The sequence below is a fragment of the Cyclobacterium xiamenense genome, from assembly GCF_042140265.1.
GTDB lineage: Bacteria > Bacteroidota > Bacteroidia > Cytophagales > Cyclobacteriaceae > Cyclobacterium > Cyclobacterium xiamenense_A.
The window spans coordinates 1526436-1544992 of the sequence record NZ_CP159481.1 but is presented as its reverse complement, the minus strand read 5'-3'; the positions used below and the strand labels follow the sequence as shown (position 1 = coordinate 1544992).

Here is an 18557-nt window from a genome sequence, read left to right as displayed (position 1 = left end):
AGAACCATGCTATAACCTCCGAAACTTATGCAAACACAAGTTAACAAAAACGATTTTTCCGGCCAAAACATTTATGTGGGTATTGATGCCCACCTCAAAAGCTGGAAAGTTACAGTGATGATGGATAATCTTCATAAACGCACGTTTTCACAGGATCCCTGTGCAGAGACTTTGTACAATTATCTTGTCCGGAACTATCCGGGTGCTACCTACTTCAGTGCCTATGAGGCTGGATTCTCGGGATACTGGACTCATTACAAGCTTTGCGCTCTTGGGTTCAATTCCATTGTGGTCAATCCTGCTGATATTCCGACAACCGGCAAGGAAAAAGTACAGAAAGAGGATGCCAGGGACAGCCAAAAAATTGCCCGGTCCCTAAGAAACGGGGAACTGGTCCCTATCTACATACCCTCTTTGGCCTCTCTTGGTGACAGGGGGCTTATGAGGTTAAGAAAAACTGTCGTCAATGATACCACCAGGATCAAAAACAGGATCAAGGCCAGCCTCCATTTTAACGGCATAAGTATTCCCGGGGAAATAAACAGCCCAAAATGGAACAAAAAGCCTCTTAGATGGCTGGATGGACTTGAACTCGGTATGGTGGAAAAACAAATAATGGACAGTCATCTGTCCATTTTGTACCATATGCGGAAAACCACCCTAAATGTCACCAACCAAATACGAACCCTTTCCAAAACAGAAAAGTATGAGCAGGAAATCAAGTTATTGATGACCATTCCAGGAATCGGGCTCTTGACGGCAATGACCCTATTGACCGAGCTGGAAAGGCTGGACAGGTTCAACTCCCTCGACAAACTATGCTCTTTTATCGGCCTTGTACCGTCAACCAACTCATCCGGGGATACCGAAAGAACGGGTAATATCACCCCCAGGGGGCATAAGGTGCTGAGAGCTGCTCTAATAGAATGTGCCTGGGTCGCTGCAAGGACTGATCCGGCATTGGCAAAAAGCTATAACCAATATTGCAAAAGGATGAAAGCCAATCAAGCCATAACCAGAATAGCAAAGAAACTTTTAAGCAGGATCAGATACGTATTGAAAAACAAACAGCCCTATGTGCTTGGAGTCGTCAAATAAAACCGCACAAACATATTATTCTGTAAAACAATCCCCAACCTTTATTGGGACCGTTAAAAAACCTTGCAGCAACTAAGTTGACTGTTATCTCGAAGGCTACGGCCCAATATCCAATAAATTAAAATGTGGCAATGCAGCTCATTGAGTCTGTTAATAGAAGGTTGTTTTATGGAGTAAGTTGCTGTTTTTGATAGTAGTAAAACGAGTTTTTTAAGCTATCAAAAGACAAAGAATTCAAAGATAAAAAAAGCCCCTAACTAAAGGGGCCTGGGAGTATATTCTCCGTCATGAACCCTATTGCTGGTGGGTTGCTCTCCAGCAGAGCCCACTTCCTCTTCAGATTCATGTTTTAAAGATAAAATGTATCTTTCTCAAGAAAAAATATCCCCGCAAATTAGGAAAGCAACATAGAAGGTTTTTTCGTAAACGCTTTGGAAAAAGACCTTCGGGGTTGTAGAAACCCCAAAGGTCAATGTCCGTAACGGTTGAGGTCTATTTTCTTTTTTAAATTACCGCATCACCTGGCTGACCGCTACGGTATCGCGATCGTAGTAGGGAACCTGAAGTTCCCAGGTTTCTCTCCCGACCTGCACTTCCACCTTGACATAGGTGTTGGTTTCGGACAAAACCCGCGCCCGATAGCTGGTATCGCCGGAAGAAGAGGACCGCGGCAACAGCAACCACACCAGCGTTTGTGTTGCAGGAATTCGAAGCTCGAAACTGGTAAGCGTGTTGGGTTCGTACCGATTGTATTCCGGACTGTACCAGCCCTGGATCTCGGGAATTTCCTGTCCCCTGATCGATTGCAGGTCAACTTCTCTTGGTCCGGAAACCAGGGAGAGGGTAAGCGATCCACCCGGATGGCTGCCTGCTACCTCCAGTCCTTGCAGCTGCAAGGCTATATCGGGATGCCAGTGCCACAATGCCTGTATCGTTCGCGGCCGATCGCTACTTATCCGATCGACGAGCAGCCAAAATTTGCCGCGCAAGTACAGCAGGCTGCGGCTATGAGAAGCCTTCCCCTCCAACCCTTCGAACCGGTCGAAAGACTGGCTTCCAAAATCGTAGCGTTCGGTGATTTCGACAAAGCGCCGGTCCAGCGGAGAACTGGCGTGGGTGGGCCCGCTGCCCTGTCCTTTTCCATCCAGTAGCAACACGTTGTGCCCCTGACTTCCCCGGGCATAGGGGCGAAACTTCTCGGCCAATGCACCGGTATACGCAAACCTTCCTGCGTCAACCAGAAAATCCTGCCCGAATGCACTCAGGGAGAGGTGCAATTTGTCGTTGTGTTGGTGGCCGCTGCCCCAGGGCCCCATGTCAAAAAAGGACCAATGGGCCAGGGAATCGAACCCACTTCGGCTAATGAGTTGCCCCGCCCAGGGAAAGAAATAGGAGGGTCCATCTGAAGGAAGGCTCCCGTTATTTCCATTGCTGGCGATGTAGGCCCAATCGGGCCTGTCAAATGCATCGGCCCCGCGTAAAATCAACTCCCGGTCACTGCCCCGATCTCCGTCGTTGTTTAGGATTCGGTAGCCGTCCGGGCGCACCGCACGGGCGATGTATCCGTACATTTGCCGGATCGTTTCGGGAAAAAACGCCGGCAGTTCCCGCCCAGCCACCTCACAAATGGACTGAAAAAGTTCGAAGTTATGCAGCGAAACGTTATGGTAATGAGAGGTTAGCTCGGTTTGTACGCCGTCGGGATACACCTGGTCACGCATGCTTTCGGTCATGGCCCCTATCGCGTAGTCCAGCCAGGCCTCGGAATCCTTAAATTCCGGAAAATAGGCGGCTACGGTAGCCAGCGCGGATATTTCCATGGTCAGCCAGTTATTCCCCCCGTGAAAATGCCGGTTGTAATGGGCATGGTCAGGCAGACTACTCAGTAGGAGCAACCGGGTAGCAGGACGTAGGTGTGTACTCCCGTTCATGGCATAAAACAGGCGGGTCCATGCCTTGGCCCTTGCGGCCACTTCCAGCCCCCGCCAGATAGACTCCGTTCCTTTTTCGGCCGGATAAGGCATGCTCTTTAAAATAAAATCCCGGAGAAACCGATCCAGGTACACCGCATACACCGGATTTCCTGTTTCAAAATAGGCATCCATGACTTGCAGCAATTGACTGTGCCGGTTGGATAACCAGGCCCACTCCCGGTCATTATTGGGGCCCTTGTAGTACCAGTCCCTGTGGCCATCAGGAAGAATGGGCACCTTCCCTTTCACATTTTGTATGGTAAATACATCCTGAAGGATGGTATCCGCTGCTGCTATCCTTCCGTTGCCCCTATCCGGCAAATCCCTTGCCAACGATTGCGCGACAGGACTGTGCGCGTAGTAAGCCAATAAGTTGTCTGCAGCCCCGACCCAATCACCCTTGTCCCGGGCTGCCTTTACTGCAGCCAGTTCCGGACGATCCAGGTCCAGGTGTGAAAAAATACTGCGAAGGATTTCGGGATGCGCCTCGTAGAGATCGGCGGCGGTATGCAATTTTTCCCAGGATTGTTGCGCAGAACTGAGGCCCGTTACGCAAAGAAACAAGAGCAACGAAAATAAGGCTTTAGAAAACATTCGGTTCATGGGTCTGGGTAGGATTGGTTTTTGGGTTGGAAACAAAAAACGGTAAGAGGTGTCGCCTGGGCGAAAACAGAATCAGGGTTCAGTCAGCAATTCCCGCAGCTCTTTCAGGATGATTTCGGCTTCCTGTTTTTTTAACAGAAAACCCTCGTCTTCTTTTGGGGAATTGTTCAGGAAATGCTGCCGGTGCTTCTCGGCTTTCTTCAGCGTCCGCGGGCTTATCACAAACTCCTCGTAGTCCAAATGTGCTTTTGCCAGGGCCGATGATTTGAAATTACCAAAAAGGTAAATGCGGAAGAGGTCGACAAATTTTTCGCTCAGGTCAAACTCCTCCAGCAAAGAGACCAGTCCGCCGTTCTTCCCGGCATTGGCAGGTCGGTGAATGACCTCCAGCAATGCATCCAGGGATTCCTCCTTGCCCGTCTCCATCATCGCCAGAGCTTTGGTAGCCAAAAATGCCTGTTCCATGGAGCCCTCTTTGAGCACCCGGAGCAGTTCATCCTGTACCTGTGGCCCGCCAATACCCGCCAGCCGGGCAGCATGACGCAAAGGCTCTGCCTCCTGCTCATCCAGGAGTCGGGCGATCCATTCGCTTATTTTTTCTGCTTCAGTGTCCATTATGTATCGTTTTACCGGTCGGAGCTTTCCAGACAGCTCCCTCCCCGGGGATAGAAAGTTCCAAAAAATTACCGAACCAAACAACCCCAAAACCGGGAGCTTAAAAAAACAGCCCGCTTATTCCTCTGTTTTTTTATCCCCGGAGGAGGCACGCCCAGGTAGCCGGCCTGCTTTCTTCAATGCCTCGTGTACAATCCATTCCAATTGTCCATTCGTACTTCTGAATTCGTCGGATGCCCATTTTTCCACGGCCTTCATCAGCCGCTCGTCTATGCGTAGGGCAAAGGGTTTCTTCTGCGCCATAATCTTAATTTCCTACATTCCATGCTTCCCAGGCAGCCATGAATTCCTTCGTTCGGCGGGTACTAAGTACGAAGCTGCGGTCTTTCAGAAAAACCCGCACGGCATTTCCCGAACTAAAGAGGTACCGCCATTCCCCATTCCATCCCCTGCGGATGCCCAGGCTTCCTCCCAGGTGCAAGCCCGTCCCCCCAGCCAATTGAAGGAGCGGGTAGAAAGCAGCTGCATATCCCTTATCTCCTCCCACCCGTGCTTTCGCCAGGAATTCACAAAGGGAGGACTTCTGAATTGCAATCCGGAGGCGTCCATTCGGATCTCCAAACGCATGTGCAAAAACAAGAGCAGCAGGCCACCCGTCAGCAATAGGACCAAACCAAAACCGATCCAGGCTTGTTCTGGCTGATTTGCCGAAAAGCCCCCGGAAACCGCCAAAACGCCGATACCGAGCTGAAGGAGCAACACCAGGGGAAATGCCCAGGTTTTCTTCAGTGGCTGAATTTCGTTGTATACCATGCTTAGGGGTTTAGCGTACCCACATTGACTACCGGACTGGCATTCTTGTCCGAACAAAGCACCACCATGAGGTTGCTCACCATCGCTGCTTTTTTCTCGTCTTCAAAATCGATGATGCCTTTTATCTTCAGGTCCTCCAGTGCCATTTCTACCATGCCCACAGCACCGTCAACAATCATCCGCCGTGCCGCAACAATGGCCGTGGCCTGCTGCCGCTGCAACATGGCCGAAGCAATTTCGGAGGAATAGGCCAAGTGCGAAATGCGGGCCTCAATGACCTTGATTCCAGCATGCTGCAGCCGGTCGCTTATTTCGTTCTCCAGCGATTGGTTGACATCTTCCACGCCGGAACGAAGAGTTACTTCCGCATGCTCGTCTTCAAAATTATCGTAGGGATAGGTGCCGGCCATTTTTCGTACCGCTGCATCGGCCTGCAGGTGCACAAAGTTTTCGTAATCGTCCACATCAAAGGAAGCCTTGAAGGTATCTTCTACTTGCCAGACCACAATGGTCCCCACCATCACCGGATTACCAATCTTGTCGTTTACCTTAAGGGGTTTGTTCTCAAAGTTTCGTACCCGCAACGAAATCTTTTTCTTCGTCATGAATGGATTCACCCAAAAAAAACCATCTGCCTTGACGGTTCCCTTGTACGAGCCAAACAGCAACAAGACCATCGCCTTGTTGGGCTCGACAATAAAAAAACCAGGCAAAAAGAGAAAAAAGGCCAGCGATAAGGGGAAGGCCAGCAGGAGGGCTTTACCGGTAAAGGCGAAAATGGCCAGGGCCAGGGTGAGTAGCACCACCAGCAACATCCGGTAACCGGATTGAGGTTTACTTATTTTTTCCATAACAGTGTGAGTTAAAATGATATCATATTGATATACGTTTGATTCGTTTATAAAGTTCATCTTTCTTCTTGGATTTCTTGCATTTTCACCGATCTCCCTACCGGGCCGGGCTAAAACGGAGAGATTCGGTAAGTCGGACTACTTACATGCTTTCGTGATAAGCCAGGCCCTGCCACTGCCGATTGGGTACTTCTAAGCAGCTGAACAGTAGCTAGCCGGGAAATTGCCGTTGGTACGCGTTTTCCAAAGAATACTACCTCCACATTTCAAATAATTGGTGATAATTCCAAAAAAAAGGCAAAAGGTAAAATCAATTTTTTTTATATTGTCCGGGTGATTTGATTGATCACCCGAAACAACATTTAAAAAACTTCTAAACCCAAACTCAATGAACGAGAACATTAACAAAAGCGCACTCTTTAACGGGAGCTGTTTTGCGCTGATCACCACCGCTTTTACCTTCAGTATTCGGGCTGGGATCTTGCCACAGCTTGGAGAAGATTTTGGCCTTAGTGCCGCCCAGCTTGGGTTTATCAACTCCATGTGGTTTCTGGGATTCCCCATCTCCATGATCATTGGAGGTATCGTGTACCATTCGTTTGGTGCCAAAAACATCATGCGGGTAGCATTTGTGGCCCACACGCTGGGTATCTTGCTGACCATTTATGCAGGCGGATACACCACCCTGCTGATCTCCACACTTTTTATCGGTTTTGGTAACGGATGTACCGAAGCAGCCTGTAATCCCATGATTGCAGACATGTATTCCGGGGTAAAAATGAACAAGATGCTGAATCGGTTCCACATGTGGTTTCCGGGAGGTATCATGCTGGGAGCCATCATCTCCAATGTAATGACCAGCATGAACCTGGGATGGGAAGCGCAAATGTGGATCACCATGGTCCCCACCGTAATCTATGCGGTTTTGTTTTACGGCAAAGCCTTTCCAAAAGCAAAAGTGGAGGGAGCCACCTCTCTGGGCAACAACTTCAAGGCGCTGTTTAGCCCGGTTTTTCTTTTTCTTTTCGTCTGCATGTCCCTTACGGCTATCTCTGAATTTGGCCCACAACAATGGGTAAACATTGTTTTGGCGAACAGCGGAGCGAACGCGATGATTATCCTGGCCCTTACCACCGGGGTGATGGCAGTCGCCCGGTTCTTTGCCGGTCCAGTGGTTGAAAAACTCGGACAAACCGGAGTGCTCCTGGCCGGGGCAATTCTCGCAACCATCGGCATCTACCTCTTCAGCATGGTTACCGGAGGCATCGCCTACTTTGTAGCCATTATTTTTGCACTGGGAGTGGCCTATTTCTGGCCCGTGATGGTGGGGGCCGTGGCCCAACGAGTTCCGTTGAGCGGCGCGCTCGGCATGTCCATCATCGGTGGCATCGGGATGTTTTCCACGGCTATCTGGCAGCCGATTATCGGAGGATGGATCGATAGCTCCAGGGCAGAAATGCAGGCAGAAGGGTTTTCAGGAGATCAACTGGAACTGCTAGCCGGGCAGGCCACCCTGCAGAGTATGGCCTTGTTTCCCGCCATCCTGATCGTATTGTTTATCATCTTCTTTGTTTGGCAGAAAAATTCCAGGAGGACCGAAATGGTGAGTCCCGTTACGCACTAAGGCGGTAAGCATCCGATTTCGGGAATACCTACAAAAAGAGCCGGCGAATGATTCGCCGGCTCTTCTTTTTTGTGGCGTAGGCAATCAATATACGCTTCAATCCTATTTTTATGTATTTCAAATAAGGTATTTCGTCGTTTAAACAGTTATTTGTTTTTTGAAATGAGATTGTAGCATATAAAAAATTTTTCCGTTACATTTAATAACCGAATAAACCGCTGAATATCCGGGAATATATTAAAAAAAGATGCCTAAGCCGTGACAATGCACCCATTCCATACATTGGTTTTTTTCCTTCTGGGAGTTGTTCTTGGCTGCAATCCCCTGCCGGGAAAGGGCCTGAGCAGGAACAGCCTACGCGTACTGCCGGATCAATCCAAGGAATTGGCGTGTGTGCAGTCCGATGTATCCCGGGCGTATGCAAGAGCAGCCGACGAACCAATCCGGGAAATGTCCGGCCCCGCGCTGAAAAGCGAGGCCGTACAAGTAGTGGGATACAGCTGGTTCGAGCGGCGAAAGCTGAGGCTGGCCCGGGACTTATTTTTGGAGGTACTGCGTCTGAACGAAGCAGCGGAACTTGGAGAATTGAGCAAAAAAAACGACCCCGCTCTCAGGCAGCCAGCTTCCTTCTACGACCAGACTGCTTTGGACCTGGTCCGTAAGCAAAACCGGAAACCAGAACCGGCAATCGTACCCACAAACCGGGCAATTTTAGCCTTTGAACAGGGAAAGCCGGCCCTGGCCGACACCTTGTTTCGGCGAAGCCTTGCCCTCAGGGAAGAAATTGGAAAACTGCCAGGTCTGGAATACACCCACTGCCCGGACGGAAAGCTGGCGCAGTCAAGCAACCGCTCGGAGGAAGCGAGTCAGCGCTACCAGAAGGCGATTTCCTATACAAAACAAGGCTGGGACCTTCCCGGCCGGTTCAATCCCGTGAATGATTATTCTGAGCAGTACTTTCGCACAGACAATCCCACATCCTACCGCAACCGTCTGCAGCCAGACGAAAAGCTTATCGATCGCCCGATGATCCCGAACCAAGCGAAAAACATCACCCGGTCGGGAATTATTCCTGCGCAGGACGCAGATTTCATCCCGCCCCAAACCGGGACTTCCTCCCCTGCCTGGGTGCAACGACTACTAGCTGGGCTAGCACTGGTAAGCTTGCTGCTGTTAGGTTACTTGTATTACCGGCTTCGGATCAAAGAAAATGTAATTCGGGCAGTCGGTTTTCAATTAATGGAAAGTAGAAAACGGCAGGAGCGATTGAACCAGCAACTGCTCGCCTATTCGGATCGATTGGCAAGTTCCGTGAGTAAAAACAAGCAACTGCTTCAACAATTGAATCAATCTTCTGCGACGAGCGCACGTCAGGAGGCACTGGAAGCCTTGTCTCGATTTCGGATCTCCAAAACGGAGGACCTGCGTACGTTTCGCCTGCTATTCGAAAAAGCCTTTCCTGGCTATTGGGACGGCTTGCCTGGAGAGATTCCGGACCTGACTGAAAACGAACGTATGGTTGCGGCCCTGTTTAAACTGGGATACACCACACAGGAAATGGCAACTGTCCTGGGGATTTCTTACGAAAGCACAAAAAAAGCCCGGTACCGCCTGAAAAAAAAGGTGGCTGCCAGAGCTGGACAGCCCGTGTTGACGCAACTTTCCGGTATGGTAAAGTAAGCCGGATAAAAAGCCATTTTCCTGCGGATAAACCTCCATGAGGGATGCATTGTCTACTTTTTGTCCACCTCAATCGGTGCGAAAAATAAGAAATGATTGACAACTTACCGGGTATATGTAGACAACCTAACTTTTAACCTTAAAACAAACGTACGATGGCAGAAGGATTAGTAAACATGTCTGATCAGTTCAAAGGCCTGCCCATGCAGGATTTGATTGGAGGGCCGTTAAACGCTGCAGTTACGGCAAACGTGAAATTGGCGCAGGCGACGGCCGATTTTATCAATACGGTCGGTTTCACCCAGGTGCCGGTGGACAAAAAGCCGGGTGAATTCACCACAGGTGCAGCCCGAATGTTAGATTTTGAATTTGAGAGGCCGGGAATATTTGTACCAGAGGTCACGGATAAGAACCCAACGCCGGTTCCACAACGAACCATTGAGGAGGTCAAAATCCGGGTACCCATGCTGGCCGTTGTGCCCATCCCAAACCTACAGGTAGATACCGTAGACATTACCTTTGACATGGAGGTAAAAAGCAGCACTTCGGAAACCAGTTCAACGGACATGAACGCATCGGCCGATCTGTCGGCGAAAATAGGCTGGGGGCCGGTCAGTGCGACGGTAAAAATCCACGGCTCGGTAGCCACGCACAAGGAAAATACGCGTACTTCCGACAATTCGGCCAAATACCACGTGGAGGTCACCGCTTCCAACCACGGCACACCGGAAGGATTGGCGCGGGTACTGGACATCATGGCTTCGGCGGCCTCACCGAATGATGTGAAGGTGGCACCTCTTGCCGCTGGAAAAGATCGGGATCCGAAAACCGGTAAGATCAAGGATGCGAACCTAAAACCGGTGAATCCTGATGGATCTCACGAACCGCTGAGCTGATCGTCAAGTTAAAACCCAAATGATCAACAGCACTACCAAAACGTTGGAATTGGGCGATGTTACCTATGTCAAACGCGTGAGCATAGGTAACATCAACCCCAACAGCCCTTTGAACGAAGAGCAACAGGAGCGACAGATGGCCTTGCTGAACAAATGCCTGAACGAATATCCCAAAGGCAAGATAATCGGCAAGGACATTTCGGTAGGCGTTTTTCAGATCGGCGATCACCAAATCACCCTTCAGCGCACCACCTATCACGTCGGTTTTTTGAGAAAGCCAGTTTGGCTGGAAGATAATACCTAACCCTATGGCAAAAACGATCAAATTGGATAACCTGCTGCAGGCCATCCATCAGTCGGTATTGGAAGCACAGTTGCTCACCGAGCAGCAGCATCTGGAACAACTGCACCGGTATTTTGAATGGCCGGAAGACGAAAACGAAAAAAATGAAGCGCAAGCCCCCCATATTCATCGCAGCGGAGGCGTCGCAAAAACCTGGGCGGTAGAGGTACCGAACCTGCATCCCGATGCGGCCCCCGGGAGCACGACGACCATCCAGGTTCCGCTGATGAGCCTGATTCCCCCCACGGCCATCAAAATAAAAAACATGGTGGTGGAATTTAAAGTCGCCCTGGGTGAGCTGGTGGAAGAGCGAAAAGAAGGCAGAAATCTATTTAAGAAAAACCAACCCGCCCCGGATACCCCTTCTCTCGGGATCGATTTGGGGGGTGTTTCCGGAGGTGGATTTTTTGGCAAAAAGACGCCCTTGGCTCGCATTAAAATTGAATTTGAAGCGGGAGAGCCCGCCGAATCCTTTTTACGAATCAACGATCACCTGATCAAATCCATCGTGTAGCCAACGAACCCCTACGAAACCAGAGCAATAAGGGATTCATGAAAAAAAGTGCCATGTATAGACGAATAGTAGTTGTATTGCTTGCGGGATTTTTTCTCATGTTTGCCATGCTACTCGTCGTGATTTTGAACCTGACGGGCTTGGTCAATTTCGGTAAAACCGTACACGAACACCACATTTACCTTCCGGACGGAGATCAGGTAAAAAATTACGTACTCCCGGAAACAACCACCGCCGATGCCGACCCTGCAGTCCCCCTTTTCTATGCCGGACACTCCGCTCCCAACGAATCCGGAGAACTTTACGACCGGGGACAACACTACGATAGCATGCTACAGTTCTTTAATGCGGAAAACAAGGAATGGGGTCCCGGTCATCGGACCCATGGGTACTATGGCATCGACGTTTCCCATTGGCAAAATGTGGTAAACTGGCCCGCGGTGAAAAACGACTCCCTTCCTCATCCGATCAGCTTTGTCCTGATCAAAGCCACCCAGGGAGCAAAGGTATCCGATCCCTTTTTCAGCCGGAACTGGACGGCAGCGGGGAATCAGGGGTTGCTAAAAGGGGCCTACCATTTCTATCAATACAAAGATCCTCCACTCGACCAGGCCCAGCATTACATCAATCAGGTAAATCTATTACCGGAGGATGTCTTACCCATCGTCGATGTGGAGCTGGACTGCACCAATTGTACCCGACCGGAGATTTCAGACAACCTAATGATAAAAAACCTGAGGATCTACCTGCAAGCCATCGAAAAACACTACCGGGTAAAGCCCATCATCTACACCTACGAAGCCTTCTACCAGACCCATTTAAAGGGCCATTTCGACCAGTATCCTTATTGGATGGCCCGGTTTTCATCCAAGCCTCCGGCCGAATTCCAACTCTTTCCAGACAGCCTGTCAATACCGGAGGTATCCATGTGGCAGTTTACCGATTCGGGGAAAATTACGGGTATACCGGGAAAAACCGATATGAGTTTTCTACCTGCGGCCTTAAAGGACCGAATCGTGATACCGAAATGATCCCCTCCCTACCCCTGGCGGACGCTTTTCGATTCCCTTTCGGCAGTACCTCCGTACCGGGCGTTTGCGACACACCACTTCCGGCTGAGATCCGATACCGCATCTTTTTGTAAGGTAGCAGAAAAAATGGTACATTACCTGGTAAATGGTCGCAGTGCGGCACACTCCTTTAACCACTAAAAATTACCCGAAACCATGCATGCTTCGAATTCCTTCCCTGCTTTTCCTGGTGCTGTTGTGTAGTCTAGCCCTGGCCCAGGAAGCACCACAAGTGACATTTGCCAAACTCCACGAACCCGGGGCACCGGGGCTTTCCGAAATGAAGGAAGCCTTTACGAAAAACAATCCCGGCTACGACCTAAGCTACCTGAAAGCTACCCGGGAAGTGCCAGGTAAAGAAATGACACGGGTACTTTTTATACAGCAAGGAGGCGGTACGGCACAGATCACGGATCCTCAGGGGGCCAGTAAAAGCTCAAAAGTAGCTGTCGGCGACATCGTTTTGCTGGACGCTGGCGAAACGATGGAGGCAGATAGTCTTCTCGGTTTGCTTGTATTCACGGTACCCGAAAAACACTCCGATGCAATTCCGTCTTTTGTACGCCCGGATTGGGACCCCAATATTACGGACAGCCCGGGAGGCTGTGCCACCGAGACCAACGCCTACCGACGCATCCTGCTGACCTGGCATCAGGATGTGGGAAACTATCTGTACCATTCCATCAATGCGCACCGGGTCCGCATCATGGACTCTTTCAGTCATTATCATCCAAAAGAACAGGGGTTTGATGAGTTTTACCTGGTACAGATGGTTTTGCCTGGCGCAAAACTCTTCACCAGTGAAAAAGTAGAACAACTTGCCATGCCGGAAGCGGTCACAAAACAACAACTGGAAGGCCTCATACAAGAACATTCCCTGGAGGTAGGAGATCTCATTTACTTGCCACGGGGCGTGATGCACCGGGGATTTGGAGGAGTATTGGCCCAGGTCATCACGGTGCCTGGCTTTATTCCAGGTTCACAATACGGCGTGGATCATTTTTTACGACAAATCAACGAAAACCTGGGACTTAAGGGAGGAGAAGCTCTACCCTTTAATCGGCAGGCATCTGCTTTTCAGGTTATTCTCTGAGGGGGCATTGCCTGATGCGATCCGGACCGAGGCGCCCCCTGGCTGCCGCCTGCTTTTCCTGCCGGGAAGCCAAACGGCCCAAAGGTTTCTTTAGGTGAGAATTGACTGGATAAGCCCTAGAAATCGGGGCGAAAAAAAGCCTGAATCGGACAAATACGCCTATAAATTTTCTAAATTTGACTGAATCTGTATAGCGCCCAAAAGAAACCCTCGCGGCTTCTATCGGGCGGTACCTTTTGTGTAACCAAAAAAACGGCTCACCATGATACAGGAATACTTGACACAGGAATTCTGGAACAATACCGTACAGGACTACCTTCTTGCATTGGGATTCATCCTGCTGGGAATAGGGATCGTCAAACTTTTTAAGCGCTCGTTGCTTCAGCGAATCAAAAAGCTGACCGAAAAGACCGATACGAATCTGGATGATTACCTGTTTGAAATAATCGAGCGTTTCGTTTTACCTGCAGTGTATCTTTCCATCTTTTTCTGGGGAATACAGACGCTAACGCTTTCGGACATGCTGGCAAGCAGCATATCGGTGGCCCATAAAGTAGTGCTGACCTACTACAGCATTAAAGTCATCGCAAACGTACTGATCATGTTCCTGCGCTCCTACGTCCGGAAACAGGAAAACGGAGAAGAAAAGGTAAAGCAAATTGGCGGAATCATCCTACTCGTCAACGTACTTATCTGGGCCCTGGGCATTCTGTTTCTTTTCGATAACCTGGGATACAATGTTACCGCCATCATCACCGGCTTGGGAATCGGAGGTATCGCCGTGGCCCTGGCAGCGCAGAATATCCTGGGTGACCTCTTTAACTATTTTGTGATCTTTTTTGACCGGCCCATTGAAATCGGTGATTTTGTGGTGGTAGACGATAAGAACGGGATCGTCGAACGGATTGGCATCAAAACCACCCGAATAAAAACCTTGTCCGGAGAAGAGTTGGTGGTCGCAAACAGCGACCTGACCAGTTCCCGTATCCACAACTATAAAAAAATGCAGCGCCGCCGGATTCTGTTTTCCGTAGGAGTCACCTACGAAACCCCCTCGGATACGCTCAAGAAAATACCGGGGATGCTCCGGGAAATTGTGGAGCACCAATCGCCCGTGACCTTTGATCGGGCCCATTTTAAAGCGTTTGGCGACTCCAGTCTCGATTTTGAAGTGGTGTATTTCATAGAAGTGGCCGACTACAATACTTACATGGACATCCAGCAACAAATCAATTTTGAGATTTTTGACCGGTTTACGGCCGCAGGAATTTCCATCGCCTTCCCAACCCGCACGCTCTACCTGAGAAACGAAACCGACCAACACCTACAAGTGGCCCAGGTGGACGGGCAGAAATAAATGGGATTACTCGGTTTCTCCTGAAGGCAGTGGAAGCGGTATGCCAGCGGGTACCGGCATCCCAAAGACGGGATTCCCGAATGTGTCCCAGGAAAAGGGCTGCAAACGTATATCCCGGTCCCAACCCGGTTTTGCGGATTTTTTGGAATGGTACAGCAGCCAATGTTCGCTCCCGTCCGGTGAGGTAGCAAAGCTGCAATGCCCCACCCCCAGCACCTGATCGGTCCCAACAAACACCGGCCCGCTTTTCACCCAATTGCTTGGGAGCAGCGGGTCCAGGCCCGGACTTTTTAATTTCAACTGTCCGAGACGGTATTCGGTTAACCAGGATTCCCGCGTGGAATAAATGATGAAAGTCTCTCCGCCTCGCGTAAGTGGCTGAGGGCCTTCGTTTAAATCCAGCGGCCCACCTCTTTCCCAGGCTTGGTCAGGAGAGGAAAGTTTTACCCGATTTCCGCAAATGGTTTCGGGCGTACACATTTTAGCGATGTACAGGTGTTGTGGCGTTTTGTCGGTAGGTCGATTTTCTTCCCAGCCAGACCAGATTGCATACAGCTGCCCCCGAATGGTTACCGGGCTAAGATCAATGGCCCATTTGATCGATTGCAGGTCGGGATACCGATCACCGGTATACAGCATGCCCCGGTCCTCATAGGGCCCCAGGGGATCCGGACCCACCGACTTTAGAACCCCGGACCGTTGATGAATAAAGGGAGTACCCGGCTCCTTTCCCGCGGCATAATAGATGTACCAATGCCCGTCAAAAAAATGAATCTCCGGCGCCCAGATATTGGCACGGTTCCAACCGTTTTCCGGAGCTTTCCAAACCTCTACGGGTGTTCCCTGATCGGTAAGTTTCGAAGAAACCGAAACGGCGATCCCGCTTCCCGTACTCATTGAATAATAATAGCGGTCATCCTTTTGGTATACCCAGGGATCGGCTCCTTCCCGAATGGGATTCGTGAAGGTCTGTTCCTGTCCGTGGGCAGAAGAAATCAGTAGCAGCGAGAGAAGGGTAAGCCCCACCTGCATCGAACGAAAAAAAACATCGCTTTTTTGCCAAGGCATTGTGATTTTTTGTATCATAGGTTTTTGTAGAACGATTGGCCAACTTCCACAAAACGTATCTTTTGACAGGTGGCAGCCTTGGTCCTGTATTATTGTTTCCTTTTCCGGCGGCACCGACTAGTGCCTCCGCGAAAAAAACCAAGGCTTTCCACAAGAAACGCCAACCTGAAGCCCGTTATGGATATAAAGCTAGATGGATTTGTTCAGAAAATCACAACCGCTGCCCGGATTTTATCGGTGCTTGGGTGGATTTTAGCAGCCCTGCCGGGATCCGCTGCAACCTATTACCTCTCGTCCACCAGGGGAGACGATAGACACAGTCCCAGTGAGGTGCAAAATCGGCAAACCCCCTGGCAAAGCCTGCAGCGTTTGAACCAATTTATTCCCGAGCTCGCTCCGGGAGATTCCGTTTTGCTAAAAAGAGGCGATGTCTTCTATGGAACGCTGCAGCTCAAAAAATCCGGCAGCCCGGAAAAACCCATTGTGTTTGCTCCGTACGGGGAGGGAGCATTACCCGTGATTACCGGACTTTCGGCGCTGACCGACTGGGAATCCCAGGGATCGGGTATATATTCGGTGGAATTACCCGCAGGCATCGGTCCGATTCAGGTATTGACCCTGGACGGTGCGCCTCAGCCCATCGGGCGATATCCCAATTCGGACGAACCCAACAAGGGCTACCTGATCCCGGAAGCACTTCCGGCAAAAAATCAAGTGCGTCACAAAGTGTTTCAAGGGCCTTGGAATTGGGTAGGAGCAGAACTTGTAATGCGAAAAAATCACTGGATCATTGATCGGCAAAAAATCATATCCCAGGAAGGCAACACCCTTACTTTTTTACCGGGTTCGGATTACGAAACAAAGAAGGGCTATGGATTTTTTATTCAAAATCACCGGAACACCCTCGACCAACATGGGGAATGGTATCAGGACCAAACGAGCCATCGCCTCTACCTATACCTGAAAGATGCGAATCCCGAGGTAGTAAAAATCGAGGTCGGAACGCTCGAAAACCTCGTGACCACCCTACCCAATACCCGACATGTGGTCCTTTACGGCCTGCATTTTCGAGGGGCCAATGGCACGGCCCTTCTGATACGGGGTGGAAGCCACTTCCGGTTTTCCAGCGGGAAAATCGAGCATTCGGGAGAAAATGCAGTCCTCGCCCAAAACATGGACCACCTGGTCCTGGAGCAATCCGAAATACGAAATGCCTATAATTCCGGTATCTACCTGCGTTCAGGTAATTTCCAGGCAACCATTCGGGACAACCGGATAGCGAACACATTTTTATTTCCTGGAATGGGGCAAAACGGAGATAACAATGGTTTCGCCCTATTCAGTATTTCGGATGCGGATACCATTGCCCGAAACAGCATTGTAAACTCCGGCTATGTGGGGATCGGCTTTCGAGGCAGCCACACCCTGGTGAAAAACAACCTGGTAGATGGTTTTTGCCTAACCAAGGGGGACGGAGGGGGAATTTATTCCTACACGGGCAAATCGAATCCAGGCTATACCAACCGGGTGGTAACAGGAAATATCATCTGCAATGGCGTTGGTGCCAGGGAAGGAACGCCCTTGCAGGGAACCGACCTACCCGCTCCTGCTGAGGGAATTTACCTGGACGACAATGCGGAACAAGTGCTGGTTACCGACAATTCCGTGTACGGGATCTCCAATAAAGGTATTTACCTGCACAACACCCAACACATAACGGTGCGAAACAACCTGGTGTTCGATGCCGGCTCCTTACTTTTTCTTGCCGACGACGAACTGGGCCAGCCATTAAAAAACCTGAAATTCTCCGAAAACATCCTCATAAAAAAAGAAGCCCCTCAGGTAGGCATGGGAATTCGATCGCCGTCGTTTGATTTTGAGGCCATAGGGATTTCCGACGAAAATCGCTACGTGGATCTCTCAGGCACCGGAATTTCGTTTTTTACTCAAAATACACAACAAAAAACAGAACGGTTTTATTCGGTGGATGAGTGGAAAAAGATAGCGGAATGGGAAGGGGGTACGCAAATTACCAGTCATTTACCTCAGAAAACAGATGCTACCGAAAGGGGCACGGCCTTTTCTTCCACCCTGATTCATATTTCAAAGGGAGATGCCTCCTGTACCGGGGGCTGTCAGGTAACCTGGGAATCGGACCGGCAAATCCGAATCGCTGGAACGGAGGAAGTCTCCGAAGTCAAAATTCCCCTTTCGGCTGATCGTACGGGGGTCGGCCATGAGGTGTCGTTTTCAGGCATTTCTGCTAAGGAGGTAGTCATGGAGCTTTACCTACGCCAAAACGGTGCCCCGTACCAAAAGCTGAGTGCCAGCCGGCTGGTAATGATAGGTAAGGAGCAAAGGGAATTCAACGTAAATTTCGGCCCCGCGGTCGATAAAGGAGGGACGGCACTTATACTAAGGCTATTTCAGGGAAAAGAGCAAACGATTCTTACGCACTTGACGCTTAGTCCCCAAGCCAATACGAACTCCAGATCCGACAGCGATTTCTTTTTAATGGAAACCAACACCTCTGAAACACCCAAAAAACGAAGTTTGAACGGTACCTATTCGGATTCCTTCGGAAAGACCTACAACGAAGAAATCACCCTGGCTCCCTACCGAAGCATCTTTTTAATTAAGGAAATCGAGTAGTTCTTTCCGCTACACAACCCTCCCTATCTTCCTTTCTATCAAAATCTGGCTGAAGGTCGGGGTATCACCGACCGCTCCTCGCCAACGATTCTGAAAAAAATTGCTGGTTCTGGCGACTTCCGGAAACTCCTCTCTCCGGGAAGATCACCATTCATCAGCGCCCAGGCATGAGTGGACGCTGAGCTTCCAAAGAAAAAAGATTTTTTTTTGATTTTTTTTTACATCGACTTTTTCAGCACTATCGGCAATAAAATTATTCCCAAATACAGAATTGAAATCACATACACGAATTATTCAATTCTTCTCC

General features: G+C 49.9%; 16 protein-coding genes. 10 read left to right on the top strand and 6 right to left on the bottom strand.

The window, feature by feature from the left end; translation table 11 throughout:
• Positions 1-27: 27 nt before the first annotated feature.
• Positions 28-1098 carry an IS110 family transposase gene (locus ABWH99_RS06630; RefSeq protein WP_375585504.1) on the top strand — a complete coding sequence of 357 codons (1071 nt, stop codon included), beginning with the start codon at positions 28-30 and terminating at the stop codon, positions 1096-1098.
• A gap of 509 nt (positions 1099-1607) precedes the next feature.
• Here ABWH99_RS06630 and ABWH99_RS06625 read toward each other — a convergent pair.
• From ABWH99_RS06625 to ABWH99_RS06605, 5 genes are all read right to left on the bottom strand, one after another.
• On the bottom strand, positions 1608-3674 hold the full coding sequence (locus tag ABWH99_RS06625) for an alginate lyase family protein (RefSeq protein ID WP_375585503.1): 2067 nt from the start codon (positions 3672-3674) through the stop codon (positions 1608-1610).
• 72 nt (positions 3675-3746) lie between these two features.
• Positions 3747-4289: a HEAT repeat domain-containing protein gene (locus ABWH99_RS06620; protein ID WP_375585502.1), complete on the bottom strand. Its 543-nt coding sequence runs from the start codon at positions 4287-4289 to the stop codon at positions 3747-3749.
• Positions 4290-4406: 117 nt separating this feature from the next.
• Positions 4407-4592, bottom strand: a complete 186-nt coding sequence (locus ABWH99_RS06615; protein ID WP_375585501.1) for an Arc family DNA-binding protein — start codon at positions 4590-4592, stop codon at positions 4407-4409.
• A gap of 84 nt (positions 4593-4676) precedes the next feature.
• The gene (locus ABWH99_RS06610; RefSeq protein WP_375585500.1) at positions 4677-5102 is read right to left on the bottom strand and encodes a hypothetical protein; all 426 of its coding nucleotides are present in this window, start codon (positions 5100-5102) and stop codon (positions 4677-4679) included.
• Positions 5103-5104: 2 nt separating this feature from the next.
• Entirely contained in the window at positions 5105-5953 is an 849-nt protein-coding gene (locus ABWH99_RS06605; protein ID WP_375585499.1) for an SPFH domain-containing protein, read from the bottom strand.
• Between the two features lie 388 nt (positions 5954-6341).
• On the opposite strand from ABWH99_RS06605, the gene ABWH99_RS06600 reads away from it, so the two are divergent.
• The 8 genes from ABWH99_RS06600 to ABWH99_RS06565 all read left to right on the top strand — a co-directional run bounded on the left by ABWH99_RS06600 (position 6342) and on the right by ABWH99_RS06565 (position 14530).
• Positions 6342-7577, top strand: a complete 1236-nt coding sequence (locus ABWH99_RS06600; RefSeq protein WP_375585498.1) for a sugar MFS transporter — start codon at positions 6342-6344, stop codon at positions 7575-7577.
• A gap of 264 nt (positions 7578-7841) precedes the next feature.
• Positions 7842-9257 (top strand): helix-turn-helix transcriptional regulator, encoded by a 1416-nt coding sequence (locus tag ABWH99_RS06595; protein WP_375585497.1) that lies wholly within the window; start codon positions 7842-7844, stop codon positions 9255-9257.
• A gap of 155 nt (positions 9258-9412) precedes the next feature.
• Positions 9413-10153: a DUF2589 domain-containing protein gene (locus ABWH99_RS06590; RefSeq protein ID WP_375585496.1), complete on the top strand. Its 741-nt coding sequence runs from the start codon at positions 9413-9415 to the stop codon at positions 10151-10153.
• 19 nt (positions 10154-10172) lie between these two features.
• Positions 10173-10457 (top strand): hypothetical protein, encoded by a 285-nt coding sequence (locus tag ABWH99_RS06585; RefSeq protein WP_092177914.1) that lies wholly within the window; start codon positions 10173-10175, stop codon positions 10455-10457.
• Between the two features lie 4 nt (positions 10458-10461).
• Entirely contained in the window at positions 10462-11010 is a 549-nt protein-coding gene (locus ABWH99_RS06580; protein ID WP_375585495.1) for a DUF2589 domain-containing protein, read from the top strand.
• Between the two features lie 53 nt (positions 11011-11063).
• On the top strand, positions 11064-12041 hold the full coding sequence (locus ABWH99_RS06575; protein ID WP_375585494.1) for a glycoside hydrolase family 25 protein: 978 nt from the start codon (positions 11064-11066) through the stop codon (positions 12039-12041).
• A gap of 199 nt (positions 12042-12240) precedes the next feature.
• The gene (locus ABWH99_RS06570; RefSeq protein WP_375585493.1) at positions 12241-13173 is read left to right on the top strand and encodes a JmjC domain-containing protein; all 933 of its coding nucleotides are present in this window, start codon (positions 12241-12243) and stop codon (positions 13171-13173) included.
• Between the two features lie 262 nt (positions 13174-13435).
• Entirely contained in the window at positions 13436-14530 is a 1095-nt protein-coding gene (locus tag ABWH99_RS06565; protein WP_375585492.1) for a mechanosensitive ion channel family protein, read from the top strand.
• A gap of 6 nt (positions 14531-14536) precedes the next feature.
• Here the strand turns inward: ABWH99_RS06565 and ABWH99_RS06560 are convergent, their stop codons facing one another.
• Positions 14537-15598, bottom strand: a complete 1062-nt coding sequence (locus ABWH99_RS06560; protein ID WP_375585491.1) for a family 43 glycosylhydrolase — start codon at positions 15596-15598, stop codon at positions 14537-14539.
• A 177-nt stretch (positions 15599-15775) separates the two neighbouring features.
• Between ABWH99_RS06560 and ABWH99_RS06555 the strand changes: the two genes are divergently transcribed.
• A complete protein-coding gene (locus ABWH99_RS06555) occupies positions 15776-18250 on the top strand; it encodes a right-handed parallel beta-helix repeat-containing protein (protein WP_375585490.1) in 2475 nt (824 codons plus the stop codon).
• Positions 18251-18557: the final 307 nt, after the last annotated feature.